At 42.3% G+C, this 16,867-nt stretch carries 15 protein-coding genes; 9 read left to right on the top strand and 6 right to left on the bottom strand.

Annotated elements, in window-relative coordinates; translation table 11 throughout:
- The first annotated feature begins 6 nt into the window (after positions 1-6).
- Positions 7-567: a biliverdin-producing heme oxygenase gene (locus ABDD94_RS22630; RefSeq protein WP_345954133.1), complete on the top strand. Its 561-nt coding sequence runs from the start codon at positions 7-9 to the stop codon at positions 565-567.
- 100 nt (positions 568-667) lie between these two features.
- Positions 668-1,045: a response regulator gene (locus tag ABDD94_RS22625; protein WP_345949861.1), complete on the top strand. Its 378-nt coding sequence runs from the start codon at positions 668-670 to the stop codon at positions 1,043-1,045.
- Positions 1,046-1,117: 72 nt separating this feature from the next.
- Here ABDD94_RS22625 and ABDD94_RS22620 read toward each other — a convergent pair whose 3' ends face one another.
- Positions 1,118-4,138 carry an outer membrane beta-barrel protein gene (locus tag ABDD94_RS22620; protein ID WP_345954132.1) on the bottom strand — a complete coding sequence of 1,007 codons (3,021 nt, stop codon included), beginning with the start codon at positions 4,136-4,138 and terminating at the stop codon, positions 1,118-1,120.
- 528 nt (positions 4,139-4,666) lie between these two features.
- Between ABDD94_RS22620 and ABDD94_RS22615 the strand changes: the two genes are divergently transcribed.
- Positions 4,667-4,939 (top strand): hypothetical protein, encoded by a 273-nt coding sequence (locus ABDD94_RS22615; protein ID WP_345949863.1) that lies wholly within the window; start codon positions 4,667-4,669, stop codon positions 4,937-4,939.
- A 53-nt stretch (positions 4,940-4,992) separates the two neighbouring features.
- Here the strand turns inward: ABDD94_RS22615 and ABDD94_RS22610 are convergent, their stop codons facing one another.
- Positions 4,993-6,225, bottom strand: a complete 1,233-nt coding sequence (locus ABDD94_RS22610) for a PDZ domain-containing protein (protein WP_345954131.1) — start codon at positions 6,223-6,225, stop codon at positions 4,993-4,995.
- A gap of 178 nt (positions 6,226-6,403) precedes the next feature.
- Complete coding sequence (locus ABDD94_RS22605; protein ID WP_345949865.1) at positions 6,404-7,378, bottom strand: YihY/virulence factor BrkB family protein; 975 nt, start codon at positions 7,376-7,378, stop codon at positions 6,404-6,406.
- Positions 7,379-7,453: 75 nt separating this feature from the next.
- On the opposite strand from ABDD94_RS22605, the gene ABDD94_RS22600 reads away from it, so the two are divergent.
- Complete coding sequence (locus ABDD94_RS22600) at positions 7,454-7,921, top strand: phosphoglycerate mutase family protein (protein WP_345954130.1); 468 nt, start codon at positions 7,454-7,456, stop codon at positions 7,919-7,921.
- A 112-nt stretch (positions 7,922-8,033) separates the two neighbouring features.
- Here ABDD94_RS22600 and ABDD94_RS22595 read toward each other — a convergent pair whose 3' ends face one another.
- The 3 genes from ABDD94_RS22595 to ABDD94_RS22585 form a co-directional block, all read right to left on the bottom strand.
- Positions 8,034-9,260, bottom strand: a complete 1,227-nt coding sequence (locus ABDD94_RS22595) for an alanine dehydrogenase (RefSeq protein WP_345949867.1) — start codon at positions 9,258-9,260, stop codon at positions 8,034-8,036.
- 81 nt (positions 9,261-9,341) lie between these two features.
- A complete protein-coding gene (gene tsaE, locus ABDD94_RS22590; protein ID WP_345954129.1) occupies positions 9,342-9,773 on the bottom strand; it encodes a tRNA (adenosine(37)-N6)-threonylcarbamoyltransferase complex ATPase subunit type 1 TsaE in 432 nt (143 codons plus the stop codon).
- Between the two features lie 89 nt (positions 9,774-9,862).
- A complete protein-coding gene (locus ABDD94_RS22585) occupies positions 9,863-11,413 on the bottom strand; it encodes a bifunctional response regulator/alkaline phosphatase family protein (protein ID WP_345949869.1) in 1,551 nt (516 codons plus the stop codon).
- Between the two features lie 143 nt (positions 11,414-11,556).
- Between ABDD94_RS22585 and ABDD94_RS22580 the strand changes: the two genes are divergently transcribed.
- From ABDD94_RS22580 to ABDD94_RS22560, 5 genes are all read left to right on the top strand, one after another.
- A complete protein-coding gene (locus tag ABDD94_RS22580; RefSeq protein WP_345954128.1) occupies positions 11,557-12,783 on the top strand; it encodes an HD domain-containing protein in 1,227 nt (408 codons plus the stop codon).
- A gap of 57 nt (positions 12,784-12,840) precedes the next feature.
- Positions 12,841-13,893 (top strand): UDP-3-O-(3-hydroxymyristoyl)glucosamine N-acyltransferase, encoded by a 1,053-nt coding sequence (lpxD, locus tag ABDD94_RS22575; RefSeq protein ID WP_345949871.1) that lies wholly within the window; start codon positions 12,841-12,843, stop codon positions 13,891-13,893.
- A gap of 17 nt (positions 13,894-13,910) precedes the next feature.
- Positions 13,911-15,308, top strand: coding sequence for a bifunctional UDP-3-O-[3-hydroxymyristoyl] N-acetylglucosamine deacetylase/3-hydroxyacyl-ACP dehydratase (locus ABDD94_RS22570; RefSeq protein WP_345952126.1), 1,398 nt, complete (start codon positions 13,911-13,913; stop codon positions 15,306-15,308).
- Between the two features lie 2 nt (positions 15,309-15,310).
- Positions 15,311-16,093, top strand: a complete 783-nt coding sequence (gene lpxA / locus ABDD94_RS22565; RefSeq protein ID WP_345949872.1) for an acyl-ACP--UDP-N-acetylglucosamine O-acyltransferase — start codon at positions 15,311-15,313, stop codon at positions 16,091-16,093.
- Positions 16,094-16,166: 73 nt separating this feature from the next.
- A complete protein-coding gene (locus ABDD94_RS22560; protein WP_345954127.1) occupies positions 16,167-16,796 on the top strand; it encodes an ATP-binding cassette domain-containing protein in 630 nt (209 codons plus the stop codon).
- Positions 16,797-16,867: the final 71 nt, after the last annotated feature.

The following is a 16,867-nucleotide window of genomic DNA, read 5'->3' as shown; positions in this document are numbered from 1 at the left end:
GTAAAAATGCTTTCTGAACTTTTAAAAGAACATACATTAACCAATCACCAGCAGCTCGAAAAAATGCTGGTCCAACGTATGAAAGCCATACGTTCGACCGACGGTTATATTGACCTGTTGCAGCTGTTTTATACTTACTTTGGTGGCTTGGAGCAAGAAATAGACCGATATATAACAGCCACTGAGCTGCCCGACTACCAACAACGTCGTAAATCTGCGGCACTGGCAAATGATATAACGGCTTTGGGAGGAACACCTCAGGCGAAGGCTTTTGGGACAACGCTGCCTACTATTCAAAACACCATGCAAGCTTACGGCGCACTTTATGTAATTGAAGGCTCTACGTTGGGCGGTAAAATCATTAGTAAAATGATGGCACAACAATTGGAGATAAAAGATGGTGCAGGCTTGTCTTTTTTTAACAGTTACGGAGACAATACTGAATTAATGTGGGATACGTTTAAGCAAACCTTAAACAACCGCGTGAAATCTGAAGGCGAGGCTGCCGAAGTGATTGAGAGTGCCAACCAAACATTTGGTAAGTTTAAAGAATGGGCAGCCCGATAGCTCGAAACTGCATTTACCGATCCAGGAAAAAAATTTTATAAATAATAAAATTTCGAACACAAAATATATTGTAAGTTTGTAATACTACACTATTTTACCTATGGATAACACCCAAGATAAGAAAATCGTCATTTTCGACGATGATGAAGATATTCTCTCGATTTGCGCGTACATATTGGAAGAGCAAGGCTGGGAAGTACATACCTTTACTGATTGTAATAACATTACTGAGAAAGTATCTTCGGTAATGCCAAGCGTAATTTTAATGGATAATTGGATACCTGATGCTGGCGGAATTGTAGCTACTCAAACGCTTAAGAATAACGAAGAGTTGAAAAACATACCTGTGGTATATTTTTCGGCCAATAGTGATATCCAATTGTTGGCCGGCCATGCCGGTGCAGAAACATACCTGGCTAAGCCATTTGATTTGGACGAGTTAGAGCGAACTATTAACGAGGTACTGCAAAAGGCGTAACTTTAAATATTTTTTAACAATAAAAGCCCGTCTGATTTTTCAGACGGGCTTTTATTGTTAGTAGCTATAAGTCTAGTAGATAGTTGGACCGCCCGGACCGCCACCGCCTGGGCCACCCATACCACCGCCGCCACCAAAACGACGTCCACCACGGTCATCACCGTTTTGGGATGGCGCGCGGCCTGCAAATTTTTGCAAACGGTAAGTAAATGTTAATAAGAAGTAACGGCCTAAACGGTTAACCTGCGATTGAGTTGTTGAGTTATTAGCACTAGTAAAAGAAAAACCAGTGTTCTGATTAAATAAATCAAAGCCCTGCAGGCGTATGGTAGCTGCATTTTGCTTCAGGAAACGGCGTTCCAGGTAAGCGTTTAATACGTTAGGGTTCGGAACAGCAAAGCTATAACCATAGTTTACTGTGCGAGCAAAATCGTAGCTCAAGGTCCAGTCTTTCCAAAGGTAATGTTTGCCATTAAAGGTTAATTCAAGGGTGCGGATGTTAGTATTACCATTAAGCAGTTGATTGTTGGTTAATGAGTTGGTTGTTTTGTTAATAGTATACCTCGTTCCTGCTTCTAAATCAATTTTATCTAAAATGTTAATTCTAAAACGCGGGTTAGGTGCAAAGGCTATATTTTTAGCTGTGTTTTTAAGAAAAGGCGATGCTACGTTGTTGGAGTCAACACTGTTAGTGAATGACAGGTTGTTGGTGTAACTTACATTTGCACCCAGTAACAATGTATATTTCCTTGCCGCCCACGGTTTGGCAAATAAAACGTTGCCTGACGCCTGGTAGTAACCATCAACGTTCATGTAATTTGAGAAGATGGTGTTCTTGAACGTGTTTAAGCTAGGGTTAGCAGCCAGGGCAGCGTTTGTAAATTTAACCGGATATACTGTAGAGGTAGTTACAATTTTATTGTTGGTTTGTGTAAAGCCAAGATTGGTGAAAAATATATTCCCTGTTTCGAAGCTAAACTTGTTATAACGCAAATTGAAACTGTTGGTAAACTCCGGATTTAAATTAGGATTGCCTTGTACGGGGTAAAGAGCATTTGAAAAGTTAATTACAGGTACCAACTGGTTGTAGCTTGGCTGATTATTAGAGCCGTTGTAATTAAAGTTTAAAGCCTGGCTTCTCGAAAAATTATAGCTAAAACGTGCTGTTGGTACAAAGTTAAGCGTAGTTTTATCAGTTACCGGATTTACATTCCTGCGGGTTAACACATCATAAGCGGTACCTGAACCATCCAACTTGCTGGGCAATACACCTGCACCTAAAGTGATGTTGTATTTTGGTTTAATAAACCGATAATTTAACCCTATGCGGTGAGTGGTAAAAGTATAATCATAATTGCTTGTACCCAGTGGGTAGTTATTAAATTGATTGTTGGCAACTACGGTATCGGTGCGGTTGTCGTTACGGTTAAAGGTGTGGTTATAAGCGTAGTTGAACTCTAAAAATGACACTTTGCTCAAGGGTTCAATGTAGGATAAGCTTACACCAGAATTTATGGAACGATAATAAGTATTTACCAACTGGTTAATTGGCACATTTAACCGGTTAACTGTAACCGGATCATAGGTATAAACCGGGTTGTCGAAGTTAAAATTGCGCGATGAATTAAAGTTTCCGTTGATACTTAGGTTTCGGCCTACACCATTAAAGCGGTGATTGTATAATAAGGTGGCACCATAATTCGGGGCCGATGAGGTACTGTTGGTATTAGTAACATAAGCCAGGTTAGGTCTGTTATTAATGGCCGACTGTAAATTTTCAATAGCATTAGTACCAACATCTGAGTAAGAAAATGTTGGATTAAACTTAAAATAATTTATAGTATCCGGCCTATACTCCATATTCCAGGTTAGGCGATGATTAGTGTTATTATCTGTTTGCGTACTGTTTTGATTACTAGTGGTAATAAGAGGCTCGCTAACGTTAGTAACAGGGTTAATGCGCGAGTTTGTATTAGTTTGAAGGTTTTGGCTTACAGTGTAAATATCCTTGTCCTCAAAGCTATAGCTACCATAAACAGATACTTTTCCCCACTGATCCCGGAAATTGGTACCAATGGTTTTGGTATTATTAATGCCTGGTTGGTTGCTGGTTTGGCCGCTGCTGCCCCGCCCCGCATTGCCACGACCGCCACCGCCGCCGCCAAAACCGCCGCCACGGTTGCCGCCACCACCACCACCGCCGCCGGTAGCACTACCGAAAGAGAAAGTGTTTACGTTGGTGTTATTTAAGTTACCTAAAACGGCTATTTGCTGGTCATTGTTAAACTTAAATATGTTTAACAAGCCAACATAACGGTTATCGTTACTAACGCCCGGGTTTTTAGGTAATGCATCATTTCCTTCACCTGCTGTTGCCTGGCCAAAATAGCCGTAGTTTTTATCTTTACGAATGGTAATGTTCAGTATCTTGTTAGGCTCGCCGGTTTTAATACCGGTAACATTAGCCTGGTCGCCATAATCGTCTACAATCTGGTAGCTGTCCACTAAATCGGCAGGTAAGTTTTTGGTTGCTGTTTGCACGTCGCCCCCAAAAAAGTCTTTACCGTTAATACGCACTTTGGTAATTTGTTTTCCTTGTGCGCTTACGTTGCCCTGTGCATCAACATCAACACCCGGTATTCTTTTCAACTGATCTTCAACCGGCGAGTTGGCGCGCACCTTGTAAGCGCTGGCCCGGTACTCAACCGTATCTTCTTTCAAAGTAACGGGATTGGTACCCACTACAGTAACCACCCCCAACTGGCGTGCTTCTGCTTTTAGCGTAATGGAGCCTACATCAGCAGCTTTCCCGTCGGCTGGCAGTGTGAAGTGTTTAATTACACCTTCGAAGCCTATTGAGCTTATAGTTAGGGTAAGTTTATTACCCTTTATGTTATTGAATGAGAATTTACCCGTAGCATCGGCAATCGTAGTTGCATTATCAGTAAGCTCGGAAGTTAGTTTGATAGTACTGCCCGGTAAGGATTGCTTTGTAGAGTCAACCACCATACCGTGTACTTCGCGTCCGGTTTGGGCGTAAGTGTAGGTGGCCAAGCCTAATAATAAGGCTAGTAGGGCGTAAAAACGTTTCATAAAGGTGTTGCAGACTTGTGTTATCAGTAATTATTAAACCTATTACAGTATCGGACTACAAAAGTTCAATTTCTTTTAGTTAAATAACTAACAATCATAGGATTGTTACATGATGATGTTTTGCTAACAGACCTTCTGACTTCACGTAAACTTCTTTTTATAAATTACAAGGCTTTTTTGATTAACCAATAATTAACAGCCAAATAGTTCGGTTAAAATCACTATATGAAGCAACGTTCTATATTTTAGATTATATCATTGCCGTTGATTATCAATAGGTTGCGTATTGTGCAGAACAATTTGTATGTATATTACTACTCATTGTACACAATAAGCAATGCTTAAAATTAATTGGATTAAGGACTTAAGTATAAAATTGATAATCAAACGCTTCTGTGATTTATGGCATGAATTGTGCGGGAACTTGCCGCGGTTTGAAGTAACCTGTTTTGGGATCTTGAGTCGACCCGTTTTTAATTAAAAGTTACATCAACTGTTTAGTCTTAAAACAAATCAACACGTATACCTATGAACACAATGCGCGCCAACCTCCAATCTAAAGTACATGACTGGACAACGCTTATGGGCTTTACACTTAATTCAACAGAGACCAATGAAAAAAGTAAAGTAACAACCAATCACTATTTTTTTGAGACCTTTAATTTTTTGGAAAAGAAGAAGACCAGTGAGCCTGAAAAGTCCAGGTATATCTGTTTTGATCCCTATGGAGAAACATTGAAAGTACGATCGCTGCTTGACTTGCAAACTGCATTTTTTGAAAATATCAGTCAGCTTAAATAATGATGTATGAGGCTTATAGTTAGCGTGCTTATTAGATAGGTAAGCGCGCCACCTTATATCCGCCGTTTTAAGGTAAGAATTACGGTTTCCACCTTTTTGTCGCGGGAGATTTCTACTAAAATGTTTCGTTTTTCTCTCGACTTGAACAGGTTGTCTATATCAATCATATTCATTTTTGTAACTGCTTTGAAGTTTATCGCGGTAATTTCATCATTAGCAGTTATGCCAGCCTCGTCGGCTGCCGATCCGGGCTCCACCCGGCTTATTAATATACGTTTGAAGTCGGCACCTGTGGCATAGTATTCCATGCCGCTCATATCATGTTCAAACGGTTCTTTAAACTTGTAATTGGGCTTCAAGTACATTATACCTTTCTGATAATCCAATACCAGCAAAAACTTCTTCAATATTCCCAATCCAATATTGCCATCGCGCGGTACAATGTAGCTTACATGTAAGTTTGAATCGGGGAAAGACGTAATTACATTGTTGAACTTGTATTTGCCTAAGTTTACCTCATTTACCCTACTTATATAGCCATTTATGGGGCCTGTTAAGCCAACACCCAGATTGGCTACAATGGCTTTCTGAAAGTAGGCCTTGTTCATTTGCAAATTTTCGAGCGATAGGGGATGACCAGCACCTAAATCAACTACAAATTTGTTTTCAACCGGGCATCCATCAGGCAAAGTAACTGTAGTTTTCAGGTAAGGTTTGCGTTCCTCAATACTTATGGGCAGCTGTATGCCTTTCCGGAGCGGTTTAAACCGGCCGCTCGTGCCGGCTGTTATAGTGCTGTCTGAAAAATTAATTTTCACAGCCAGCTGCGAAAAGAATTCATACCCTAATAAGCCGTGTATGGGCATGCCTGCGTAATTAGACAAACCAAAATGGTCTTGTTTTAAGATAGCTGCAGATACATCGTAGCTTTTTATTTTACCGTCCAGCATAATATCTAAAGGCGATGTAGCATAAGCTTCAAAAACATCGGCGTTACCGCTGCCATAAAGTTTAATGGTGCGTTTGGCGTAAATATTAATAGAATCAACCAAGGTGGGGTCGGTAATAATCATTAAACCAACCCCTGAATCTAAAACAAAATTGAATGGTCCTTTACTGTTGATGGTAACCGGCACAATAATCATATCACGCACCATCCTAAAACGGAGCTTTACCTGCTTTTTGTTATTGACCAGGTCAAAGTACTGCGCCTTTACAACAACAGCCTGGCATAGTACAAAAACAACTAAAAACAGGCACTTGCAAATATGAAGCACCTTTTTCACTTAAGTATAATTGGTAGTGTAAAGTTACAACTTAGCTTATTTAAAATGAAACCTTTAACTGTACAATCAAACGAAATAAGCTGCTTCATAAAAGAGCCAAATTGCCGGTATAAGGGCATAAAAAAAGGCAGACGCGTATACATCTGCCTTGTTGTTTTGATCCTTGAGCCCTTATAACCTAACCATCGGTTTTTAACTGCCCTTTAAGCTCTGGGTTTTGAGGTGGTAACTTATCTACTTCGCGCTCTGTTTCTGTTTGCTGAATATGCACCGCATAATCGGCCGGCTCAATATGGCTGCAATTGGCCTCCGCATAAACCTGCGTAAACTCGGCGCCTATGTATAAAATGGCAGCGGTATAGTAAATCCATACCAATAATACGATAATGGAGCCGGCGGCACCATAAGCCGAACCTTGTGCCGAATACTTTAAATACAGGCTGATAATGAACTGACCAATCATGAACAAAATAGCCGTAAAGAAGGCTCCCGAACGCACGTCTTTAAACTTAATTTTAACATCAGGTAAAAATTTGAAAATGATACCGAACAGCGTAGCAATAACCAAGAAAGATATTCCCAAGTTTACGATCTCAATTAGGCGTTCGGTAATATCAGGTAAAAACCGGCTAACCCGGTCACTAACTGCATTTACAATAACATTTACCATTAATGAAACTAGCAGCAAAAAGCCTAAGCTTACAATGAGCGAAAAGGACAGAAACCTGTTTTGGAGCATTTTTAACCATCCTTTTTTAGGCTTGGCCTTTACGCGCCAAATGGTATTGAGCGAATCTTGTATTTCGAGAAAAATACTGCTGGCACCCAGCAATAAAGTTACAATTCCAGACGCTAGGGCCACGCCCGACTTACCAGAAAACTGGAGGTTTTTTACTACATCCTGTATTTGCTTCGCCGCTTCCTTGCCTACATATTGGTCAATCTGTGCGTATAGTTTAGCCGATGCGGCATCAGGACCTAAAAATATACCCGCTAGTGAAAGTATCAGGATGAGTAATGGCGCAATGGAAAAAATAGTATAATAAGCTAAAGAGGCGCTTAATTTTAATCCGTTATCATTCGAGAAGCCGGAAAAAGTAGCCATGAGTACCTTCCATAAGCTTTTAAGATAGGTCTTGTTAAATATTTTCATAGATGAGCGAAACGTTTTTTTAATAAATTTTTTTTGTGCTTATTTGTTTTAAACCAAGTAATACTGCAACAGCACATGTATAAAAAGATCTGGTTACTGGCACTTGCCCTGGTATGCTTAAGCAATTTTGGTGCCTTTGCACAACAAACTACCATTTGGCTGGTTCGGCATGCCGAAAAACAAGCAGCAAGCGCCAGTATGATGTCGGCATCGGACCCTGAATTGTCTGAACTTGGTATTAAACGTGCGGCAGATTTGGCCGGTGTTTTAAAAGGCAAAAAAATAAACGCTATTTACAGCACCAACTACAAACGTACGCTGGCAACGGTTGCGCCGCTGGCTGCCGGTTTGAAGCTAACGCCTGCTACATATGATCCACGTGAGGCGAACACGCTGGCCACTAAATTAATTGAGGAAAATAAAGGAAAAGAAATATTGATTGTAGGTCATTCCAATACGCTTATACCGCTTGCTAAAGCCTTACAAGCTACCGTGCCTTTTGAGACACTGACGGATGACACTATGACATGCTGTTTAGGATAGTGATTGCAGATAACGGCAAAGCAAAATTAACCATTAAGCACTACGGCGATAAACACCATACTACTGAAATACCGGCTGCGTTTTTACAGGCAGTCAAATAGCTAGCTAATACTTAACGGTTAGCTACAATCAGTAAATCAAGATCCTTACATGGAATGTTAAACCGCTCGCTCAGATGCTTGTTGGTTAACTGACCATGGTAAATGTATACAGCGTTGCGTATCCCGGTTTTTTGCCAGATAACATTATTTATTCCACCGTTCTCGCCAATGTCCAGCAAAATAGGTGTAAATATGTTAGTTAAAGCATAAGTAGCCGTGCGTGCAACCCTGGAGGCTATGTTAGGTACGCAATAATGTATCACATCATATTTGCGAAATACCGGGTGCGTATGGTTGGTTACTTCTGATGTTTCAAAACAGCCGCCCTGATCTATACTCACATCAATAATTACCGAATTGGGTTTCATCCGGCTAACGGTCGACTCGGATATGATGCATGGACTGCGGCCGTCCTCCGCGCGCAGGGCGCCAATAACTACATCGCATGTAGTAACTGCCTTTTCGAGCACAATAGGCTGAATTACCGAGGTGAAGACCCGGCTGCCAATGTTGTTTTGCAAGCGACGCAATTTGTAAATTGACGGATCGAAAACCTTTACCTCCGCCCCCAGTGAGATAGCCGCACGGGCAGCATACTCGCCTACGGTCCCGGCACCTAATATCACTATTTCGGTTGGTGGTACGCCGGTAATACCCCCCAGCATTAAACCTTTGCCACCAAATACGTTACTTAAATACTCAGATGCAATAGCAATAGAGGTAGCGCCTACAATTTCGCTCATGGCCCGTACCACACTCAGTACGTTGCCCTCGTCGCGCAGGTGTTCAAATGATAACGCAGTAATGCGCTTATTAATCATGGCCTGCAAACACTCTTGCTTAAGCGTTGAGGGCTGCAGGGTTGATATGAGGATCTGGCCGGGCTTCATCAGTTCAATTTCGGCCATGGTAGGCGGCGCTACTTTAATAATAATATCAGCCTCGTAAACCTTTTTGGTGTCATAAACTATTTCGGCACCTTGTTCGCTGTAATTATTATCTAAAAAGTTAGCGGCTTTGCCGGCGTTGGTCTCCAGCAGTACGTTATGCCCGTTGTTAACCAGCAAGGCAACCGAAAATGGCGTTAGGGTAATGCGGTTTTCCTGGAACGAAGTTTCACGCGGTATGCCGATATAAAGCGTGTTCTTTTTATTCTTTGTTTCCAGCATCGATTCCTGCGGCTGCATCATTGCCTGCTTGGCCACATCCGAAAACCCACTATATAACCCTGAACTCATGTACTAATTATTTGCAAAAATTATTCCTAACGCGTTTAACGGCACCATTGCTTGAAGGTAAGCAAATTTACACAAACGGCGTTAAATACTTTCAAAGCTAAACTCCCGTGTTTGTTCATTACTTACCGCAATGCTTACTTTAATGTAATGTTGCGGCAGTAAATCTGGTATCTTTTCAGGCCACTCAATAAGGCAGTAATTACCCGAATAGAAGTACTCTTCATAACCCATGTCTAATGCTTCTTCTTGATTCTTAAGCCTGTAAAAATCAAAGTGATAAACCTGTGCGTCGCGCCCGGCATACTCGTTCACAATAGAAAAAGTAGGACTGGTAACCGCCTCCATAACGCCCAGTTGCCCGCACAGCGTTTTAATGAAGGTAGTTTTACCAGCGCCCATATTGCCGTAAAACAAAAATATTTTCTGGCTGCCCGCAAATTGTAAGAGGGCTTCGGCCGCAATGGGTAACTCAGATAGGGCGCTAATGGCTATGCTATTCAACGTCCGGTTCATATAAAAAACACAAATTTAATTCAGAAATACGCTAAAAACCTTGATATCGGCGGTAATAAATGACTGGTTTTGGCAAGCACCAAAGCAGCTTACTTTACGCCATAGGTGGCCACTGGTATAATCATCTCCTCCAATGATATGCCGCCGTGCTGGAAGGTCTCATTGTAAAAGTTAACAAAGTGGTTGTAATTGTTAGGGTATACAAAGTAGCTGTCCTCTTTAGCAAAGGCAAAGCTGCTGCTTACGTGCAATTTGGGCAGCATGGCATCGTGCGGATTGCGGATATGGAAAACTTCCTTTGCATTAAAGTTCAGGTTTTTACCTTGTTTATAGCGCAGGTTGGTATTCGTATTCTTATCGCCAATGATTTTGCTTGGATTTTTAACACGTATAGTACCGTGGTCGGTTGTAATAATAACCTTTACCTGCTTGGTCGATAAAAACTTCAGTAAATCGAACAGCGGCGAGTGCTCAAACCATGAAAGGGTAAGGGACCGATAAGCTGCATCGTCGCTGGCCAGTTCGCGTATCATTTGCATATCGGTACGGGCGTGCGATAACATATCCACAAAGTTATACACCACCACGTTTAACTCATTATTCATCAAGTTGTTAACCGAGTCATTCAGTGAGCGGCCTTCGTCAATGTTTAATATCTTATGGTAAGAGTATTTACATTCTTTACGCAAAACGCGTTTTATGTGGTCGCCCAGGAAAGCTTCTTCGTGCAGGTTCTTGCCGCCCTCGTCTTCGTCGTTCTGCCACATACCCGGAAAGCGTTTTTCCATATCCAGCGGCATCAGGCCGGCAAATATGGCGTTACGTGCATATTGAGTTGCGGTAGGCAGTATGCTGAAGTAAGTATCTTCTTCCTCCAGCCTGAAATACTCGGATATGATCGGGTTAATGATCCGGAACTGGTCATACCGCAGGTTATCTATTAGAATAAAAAACACGGGTATATTATCTAACCTGGGGAAAACCTTTTTCTTAAATAACTGGTGCGAAAGTATAGGGGCCGAATCGGGGTTCTTTACCCAGTCGATATAATTCTTCTCAATAAACTTGCAAAACTGCACGTTGGCTTCTGCTTTTTGCAGCGTCAGTATTTCGTGCATCCCGGCATCTTCTAGCCGTTCAAGCTCCAGTTCCCAGTAAATCAGTTTTTTATAAACATCTACCCATTCCTGGTAGCTCAGGTTATCATTGAGGGTCATGCCCAGCGTTCTGAAGTCCTGCTGGTAAGCCATGGTGGTTTTTTCGGTAACCAGGCGTTTATTTTCTGTCAGTTTCTTTATGGTGAGTAATACCTGCTTAGGGTTAACCGGCTTAATCAGGTAATCATCTATTCTTGAGCCAATGGCATCTTCCATCATGGGCTCTTCCTCATTTTTGGTAATCAGCACAATAGGCACATCGGCATTGATGCTTTTAATCTGCGTAAGGGTTTCCAGCCCCGTAAGGCCCGGCATGTTCTCATCCAAAAAAACCAGGTCATAATAATCATTCCGGAAAGCCTCAAGCGCGTCGCTGCCATTAGTCACGGTTTTAACCTTGTACCCTTTTTCGTTCAAAAAAAGGATATGCGGTCTTAGTAAATCTATTTCGTCGTCGGCCCAAAGTATAGTCGTTTCCTGCATGATATTTTAAGTATGTGTTGGATTATAACTTTTAACCACCTGTTTTGTTGTTATGATGCGAAAGTCTTAACAAAAAATAACACATCAATAGTTTACAAGCTAAGGGTAATTTAACACTTTTGCAAAACTATACCATAACAGGCTTGAACAAGAAAAAAATTATAAATGATCCCGTATACGGCTTCATCAACATACCTACCGATCTGGTATTTGACTTAATGGAGCATCCTTACTTTCAGCGGTTAAGGTATATTAAGCAACTAGGGATGACGCACTTGGTTTACCCCGGCGCTTTGCATACCCGTTTCCACCATGCCCTGGGCGCAATGCACCTCATGCAACTGGCTGTAAAAACCCTTTGCGATAAAGGCCAGAAAATCACAGCCGAAGAAGAAGAAGCGGTAATGATTGCCATTTTACTGCATGATATTGGCCACGGCCCGTTCTCGCACGCATTGGAGAAACATATTGTAAAGGGAATTGATCATGAGGATATCTCAACCCTGCTCATGAATAAGCTGAACGAGCGTTTTGGCGGATTTTTGGATATGGCTATTGAGATATTTAATGATACTTATCCTAAAAAATTCCTGCACCAGCTGGTATCAAGCCAGTTGGATATGGACAGGTTGGACTACCTGAACCGCGACAGTTTTTACACCGGTGTTTCGGAGGGCGTTATCAGTTCTGAGCGCATTATTAAAATGCTAAATGTGGTTGATGATGCCATTGTAGTGGAGGAAAAAGGCATATATTCCATCGAAAAATTTTTGGTGGCGCGCCGTTTAATGTACTGGCAGGTATATTTACATAAAACCGTAACCTCGGGCGAGCAGATGCTGGGCAAGATATTACAGCGTGCCAGGCTATTATCTTTGCAGGGGCAGCAACTTTTTTGTACACCGGCATTAAACCATTTCCTGCAAAAAAGTATCACAAAAGAACAGTTCATCCATGAGGACCATCATATTGAAACTTTTACCTGTTTGGATGATACTGATATAATGGCTGCAGTAAAGGTTTGGATTGGGCATGCTGATAAGGTATTGTCGCGCTTGTGCAAAAACTTTATACAGCGTAACCTATATCACGTAGATATCACCAATGCCAGGCCGAGTGAGGAACGCGTAGAAGTACTGCGGCAAGTAGCCATGAAAAAATATAATATTAGTTACGAAGAAGCCGGTTATTTCGTATTCACAGATGTGATAAGTAACAATGCCTATAAAGTAGGCGATGCTAACATTAAAATACTGATGAAAGGTGGTGCAATTAAAGATATTACTACCGCAAGCGATAACTCAAATTTAGAGGCGCTTGCCAAAACAGTAGAAAAATACATACTTTGTTATACGAAAGACCTAATATAACCTGTTAACAATGTGTTTATAATTTGTTGCTTAACTTTTAACCTTTAAATTTGCCCGATGCAATTTACTGCGCATGATATAAGTTTGATGCTGAATGGAAGTATTGAAGGTGACCCTACGGTGACTATCAATAAGTTGGCGAAGATTGAGGAGGCCTCAGCGGGCGCATTGTCATTTTTGGCCAATCCTAAATATGAGCAGTTTTTATACCATACCCAGGCTACTATAGTTATTGTTAACACAAGCCTGGTAGTTACAGAACCTGTTAAGGCAACTTTGATTAGGGTTAATGACGCTTATAGTGCGTTTTCAATACTGCTTGAGAAATATAATACCCTTAAATTAAACAAAACAGGTATAGAGCAACCCAGCTTTACCGACGCTACTGCTACAGTAGGCGAAAATCCATACATCGGCGCATTTGCTTATATAGGTGCTGGTGCCAAAATGGGTAACAATTGCAAAATATACCCAAACTGCTACATTGGCGATAATGTAACGCTCGGCAATGATGTAACCCTGTTTGCTGGTGCAAAAATATATGCCGATTGTGTAGTAGGCAATAACGTAATTATACACTCGGGGGCTGTAATTGGAAGCGATGGCTTTGGCTTTGCGCCTAACGGCAGCGGATCTTACACCAAAGTTAGTCAGATTGGTAACGTAGTAATTGAAGATAATGTGGAGATAGGGGCTAACACCACTATTGACCGCGCCACCATGGGATCAACCATTATACGTAATGGGGTAAAGCTCGATAACCTGATACAAATTGCGCATAATGTTGAGTTGGGTGGCAATACCGTTATAGCCGCTCAAACCGGCATATCGGGCAGTACCAAAATTGGCGCGAACGTAATAATAGGCGGCCAAGCAGGTATAGTTGGCCACATAAGCATTGCTAAAGGCTCGCAAATACAGGCACAAACCGGCGTTAACCGTACCATTACTGAAGAAGGAAAGAAGTGGGGTGGCGTAATATTGCAGCCTTACCAGGGCTTTTTGCGCTCACAATTGATTGTGCATCAGTTGCCCGAGTTAAAGAAAAAGATAGAGGATTTAGAAAAAACAATTGCTGAGCTGCGCAATAAGCAGGAAATTATCCACTGATGCAGCTGAACAAGTATATGAATGTAAAGCAAAGAACCATTAAAGCTCAGGTTGCCGTATCGGGCACAGGGCTACACACAGGCGAAAGCGTAACCATGACGTTTAACCCCGCGCCTGAAAATCACGGATTTAAATTCAGACGTGTTGACTTGGAGGGAAGCCCCATTATTGATGCCGATGTAGACAACGTGACCGATACCTCCAGAGGTACAACCATTACCCAGAACGGCGCAAGTGTGAGCACTGTAGAGCACGTACTGGCGGCATTGGTAGGTTTGGAGCTGGATAACGTACTGATTGACCTGAACGGACCTGAAACGCCGATTATGGATGGCAGCTCGATGCCATTTGTAAGTGCCCTGCTCGAAGCAGGCAGCGAAGAGCAGGATGCCGACCGGGAGTACTACCACATTCCGTATAATATTCATTACTCTGAAACCGACCGGAAGGTAGAGATGGTAGCCATGCCCTTGGATGACGACTATCGCTTTACCTGTATGGTGGACTATAATTCGCCGGTACTTGGTACACAGCATGCCACCATATCTTCTATAGCAGAGTTTAAAAAAGAAGTAGCCAGCAGCCGCACGTTTTGCTTTTTGCATGAGCTGGAGATGCTGATGAAGCACAACCTCATCAAAGGGGGCGATATCAATAATGCTATCGTTGTTGTGGATAAGCATGTAGATGCCGAAGAATTGGCACATTTAGCCAAGCTGTTTAATCGCAAGGATATTGACGTGGCCCCGCAAGGCATCCTAAATAATATTGAATTACGCCACCAAAACGAGCCTGCACGCCATAAGCTGCTTGATATGATTGGCGATTTGGCTTTAGTTGGCGTACCATTACGCGGTCATATTATGGCCGCGCGCCCCGGGCATGCGGCTAACGTAGCCTTTGCCAAAAAAATTAAGGCGTTAATTAAAAAAGAACGCAGCCGCAAGCATGTTAAGGTTTACAACCCTAACGCCAAGCCGGTGTATGATACGGTGCAGATCATGAACATTTTGCCGCATCGCCCGCCTATGCTGTTGGTTGATAAAATCTTAGAATTAACCAAGACCCACGTAGTAGGCTTAAAGGCCGTTACCATGAATGAGCCGTTTTTTGTCGGACATTTTCCGGGTGCGCCGGTTATGCCGGGTGTATTGCAGATTGAGGCTATGGCCCAAACAGGGGGCATATTGGTACTCAATACCGTGCCTGATCCTGAAAACTGGCTTACACTGTTTTTAAAAATTGAAAATGCCCGTTTTAAAGATAAAGTTTTACCGGGGGATACGCTTATCTTTAGATGCGATTTAATAGCACCTATACGCCGCGGCATTGCCCAGATGAAAGGCATTGGTATGGTTGGCGAAAAAATAGTTGTAGAAGCCGAACTAATGGCGCAAATTGTAAAATATAAGTAAGCATGATCCAGCCATTAGCATATATACATCCGCAAGCTAAAATTGCGGATAACGTGGTGATAGAGCCTTTTGTTACCATCCACAAAGATGTGGAGATAGGTGAAGGCTCGTGGATCGGGTCTAACGTTACGATTATGGACGGCGCCCGTATTGGCAAAAACTGCCGCATATTTCCGGGCGCTGTTATATCAGCCATTCCGCAGGATTTAAAGTTTAAAGGCGAAAACACCCAGGCCACCATTGGCGATAATACCACCATTCGCGAATGTGTGACCATTAACCGCGGCACTAAAGACCATTGGAAAACCGAAATAGGCAGCAATTGCCTTATCATGGCTTACTGCCACGTAGCCCACGATTGCGTAATTGGCGATAATTGTATCTTCTCTAACAACACCACTATTGCAGGGCATGTTACGGTTGGTAATTATGTAGTACTGGCGGGCATGGTAGCTATACACCAGTTTTGCAGCGTAGGTTCGCACGCTTTTGTAACCGGAGGTTCGTTGGTACGCAAGGACGTTCCTCCTTATGTAAAAGCCGCCCGCGAGCCTTTATCATACGCCGGCATCAATTCGGTAGGTTTACGTCGCCGCGGCTTTAGCGAGGATAAGATTAACGAGATACAGGATATATACCGTACGCTGTTTGTAAAAAATAGTAACGTAACCAAAGCTATGGAGATCATAGAAGCCGACTTTCGTCCGACTGCTGAGCGGGACGAGATCCTTAACTTCATCCAAAGCTCGCAACGGGGTATTATGAAAGGATTCGGCAATAATTAATTAGTTCATTGATGGTTATTGTTGCTGGCCGTTTCATGCCCGTAACATCATAGCCAAACCCGAACTATTAACAATGAACCATCAACTCAACATTACCCTTGCCAACGCCGGCCGCCGGTTTAACCGCGACTGGATTTTTAAGGGGATTAACTACACTTTTACTTCGGGAAACAGCTATGCAATACTGGGGCCTAACGGTTCCGGAAAATCCACTTTACTGCAATTACTTAATGGCAGCTTGTCTCCATCGGCTGGAACGGTAAGCTTTGGCTTTAACGATAAAGCCATTGATGTAGAGGTTGTTTTTAAGCACATAAGCCTTGCAGCACCCTACCTGGAATTAATAGAAGATTTTAGTTTAAGTGAGGTAATCGACTTCCATTTTCAATTTAAACCCTACATAGCCGACATAGATAAAGCCGGCCTTATAGATTTGCTGGGCATGCAAAGCAGTAAAAATAAATTGGTTCGATACTTCTCATCGGGTATGAAACAGCGGCTTAAGCTGGCCCTGGCTTTTTGCTCCGATACCGCCATGCTCATGCTGGATGAACCCACCTCAAATCTGGACACGCAGGGAACCGACTGGTATTTACAACTGGTTGAAAAATATGCAGGCAACCGCTTGATTATAGTAGGCTCTAACCAGGAGCAGGAGTACAGCTTTTGTAGTAACCGCCTCCATATTACTACCTACAAATAGCCATCGTCACCCGTAGTTATTTAATAACCTCCTTAAATGCAGGGGCGACACAAATAAGCGAAAATAATTTT

Source organism: Mucilaginibacter sp. PAMB04168 (genome assembly GCF_039634365.2).
Taxonomy (GTDB): domain Bacteria; phylum Bacteroidota; class Bacteroidia; order Sphingobacteriales; family Sphingobacteriaceae; genus Mucilaginibacter.
Note: the sequence above shows the minus strand (reverse complement) of the source record. Positions and strands in the feature narration are given on the sequence as shown.

What these genes read in the sequence shown, in the direction of transcription:
- ABDD94_RS22630 (WP_345954133.1), top strand. Translation starts at nt 7, where the DNA reads ATGCTTTCTGAACTTTTAAAAGAACATACATTAACCAATCACCAGCAG.
- ABDD94_RS22625 (WP_345949861.1), top strand. Translation starts at nt 668, where the DNA reads ATGGATAACACCCAAGATAAGAAAATCGTCATTTTCGACGATGATGAA.
- ABDD94_RS22620 (WP_345954132.1), bottom strand. Translation starts at nt 4,138, where the DNA reads ATGAAACGTTTTTACGCCCTACTAGCCTTATTATTAGGCTTGGCCACC.
- ABDD94_RS22615 (WP_345949863.1), top strand. Translation starts at nt 4,667, where the DNA reads ATGAACACAATGCGCGCCAACCTCCAATCTAAAGTACATGACTGGACA.
- ABDD94_RS22605 (WP_345949865.1), bottom strand. Translation starts at nt 7,378, where the DNA reads ATGAAAATATTTAACAAGACCTATCTTAAAAGCTTATGGAAGGTACTC.
- ABDD94_RS22600 (WP_345954130.1), top strand. Translation starts at nt 7,454, where the DNA reads ATGTATAAAAAGATCTGGTTACTGGCACTTGCCCTGGTATGCTTAAGC.
- ABDD94_RS22595 (WP_345949867.1), bottom strand. Translation starts at nt 9,260, where the DNA reads ATGAGTTCAGGGTTATATAGTGGGTTTTCGGATGTGGCCAAGCAGGCA.
- tsaE (WP_345954129.1), bottom strand. Translation starts at nt 9,773, where the DNA reads ATGAACCGGACGTTGAATAGCATAGCCATTAGCGCCCTATCTGAGTTA.
- ABDD94_RS22585 (WP_345949869.1), bottom strand. Translation starts at nt 11,413, where the DNA reads ATGCAGGAAACGACTATACTTTGGGCCGACGACGAAATAGATTTACTA.
- lpxD (WP_345949871.1), top strand. Translation starts at nt 12,841, where the DNA reads ATGCAATTTACTGCGCATGATATAAGTTTGATGCTGAATGGAAGTATT.
- ABDD94_RS22570 (WP_345952126.1), top strand. Translation starts at nt 13,911, where the DNA reads ATGAATGTAAAGCAAAGAACCATTAAAGCTCAGGTTGCCGTATCGGGC.
- lpxA (WP_345949872.1), top strand. Translation starts at nt 15,311, where the DNA reads ATGATCCAGCCATTAGCATATATACATCCGCAAGCTAAAATTGCGGAT.
- ABDD94_RS22560 (WP_345954127.1), top strand. Translation starts at nt 16,167, where the DNA reads ATGAACCATCAACTCAACATTACCCTTGCCAACGCCGGCCGCCGGTTT.